This window comes from Variovorax soli, from assembly GCF_031454625.1.
Taxonomy (GTDB): domain Bacteria; phylum Pseudomonadota; class Gammaproteobacteria; order Burkholderiales; family Burkholderiaceae_C; genus Variovorax; species Variovorax soli_A.
The window spans coordinates 1-1,338 of the sequence record NZ_JAVDRF010000034.1 but is presented as its reverse complement, the minus strand read 5'-3'; the positions used below and the strand labels follow the sequence as shown (position 1 = coordinate 1,338).

The 1,338-nt window shown below is 69.4% G+C and carries 1 protein-coding gene; it reads right to left on the bottom strand.

The genetic code is table 11. The annotated features are described in order from the left end of the window. Positions 1-1,338: hemagglutinin repeat-containing protein (locus J2739_RS27845; RefSeq protein WP_309907776.1), on the bottom strand; the 1,338-nt coding region annotated here is incomplete at both ends.

Below are 1,338 nucleotides of genomic sequence, written 5' to 3'. Positions count from 1 at the left end.
GGTGGTGCCCGCGATGTGCAGGTCGCCGCCCTGGCCATCGGGTCCGGTGGCGGTGAGGGTGACGTTGGCGCCGCTGAGGGTGGTGCGCGCGAGGCCGGTGGTCTCGGCTTCCAGCATGTCCGCACTCTTGGCGCCCAGGCCGTGCCCCAGGTCGTGCAGACCCAGCGGGCCGAAATCGCCGCCGCGCTGGCGCTGCTCGCCATGGACTTCGCTGCGCTCGACGGCTCCGGCGATGTTCACCGAGCCGCCTTCGATGGCGATGTCCCTGGCGGCGGAGACTTGCGTGCCCACCAGCTTCACCGCGCCGCCCTGCAGCAGGATGCCGCCCTGGCTGCTGGTGATGGTGCTCGCGGCGGCGGTGTCGCGCCCGACGCCGATGCCGGTGCCCGAGGCCTTGTTCTGCATGAAGACCGGGTCCTGGATCGGACTCGAGCGCTTCCGGTCGAAGTCGACACTGGCGCTGGCGGTGTTGCGCCCTTCGACGATGTTCAGCTGGTTGCCGGCCGACAGCATCACGCCCTGCGTGCCGCTCACCTGCGAGCCTTCGATGGCGAGGTCGTTGCCCGCACCCATGCTCACGAGACCGCCCGAGAAGCGGCTGCCGACGCTGGTGCTGTTGTCGTACTGGCCGCTCAAGGTGTTGGCGGTGCGGCTCAGCAGGGCCTTGTCGGTCCACTGCATCGCATAGCTGCCGGCGCTTTGCTGCCGGCCGGTTTCGATGAGGATGTCCCGCCCTGCGGTGACGTCGAGCCAGCCCTGGCCGGCGTCCACCGTGGCCTGGCGCGCATCGATGTCGCGGCCCGCGTTCAGGAGCGTGGTGCCGTGGGTGGCGATGGTGGTTCCGAGTTCGCGCGAGGAGGAGGCGACCATCGCACTGTTGTTGTCGATGCCGCGGCCGGCGAGGGTCGCGGACTCGCGCACCGTTTGCAGGTGGATGTCGTTCTTCGCGCTGATCGAGGTGAAGCCGCCCAGCCCTGGGTTGGAAACGACGGCGCCGACCAGGTTCACGTCATGACCCGCGCTGGCCACCAGCGTGCCGCCCGGGTCGGTCACATACAGGCCCGCCACGCGGTCGATGCCGGTATTGCTGCTCAACCCGACCTGGTGGGAGGTGGTCGTGCTGCGGATGTCGATGTCGCGGCCCACCTCGATCGACAGGCTGTCTCGCGCGTCGATGGTCCCGCCGATGTTGTTCAGGTCGTTGACGGCGTCCAGGGCGACCTTGCCGCCGGTGATGCGCCCGCCCAGGTTGTCGATGCTGCCGGCGTCGATGCGCACCAGCGTGCGCCCGGCGATGGTGCCGGTGTTGGTGAGACTGCCCTCGGCCTTGATCTTGAT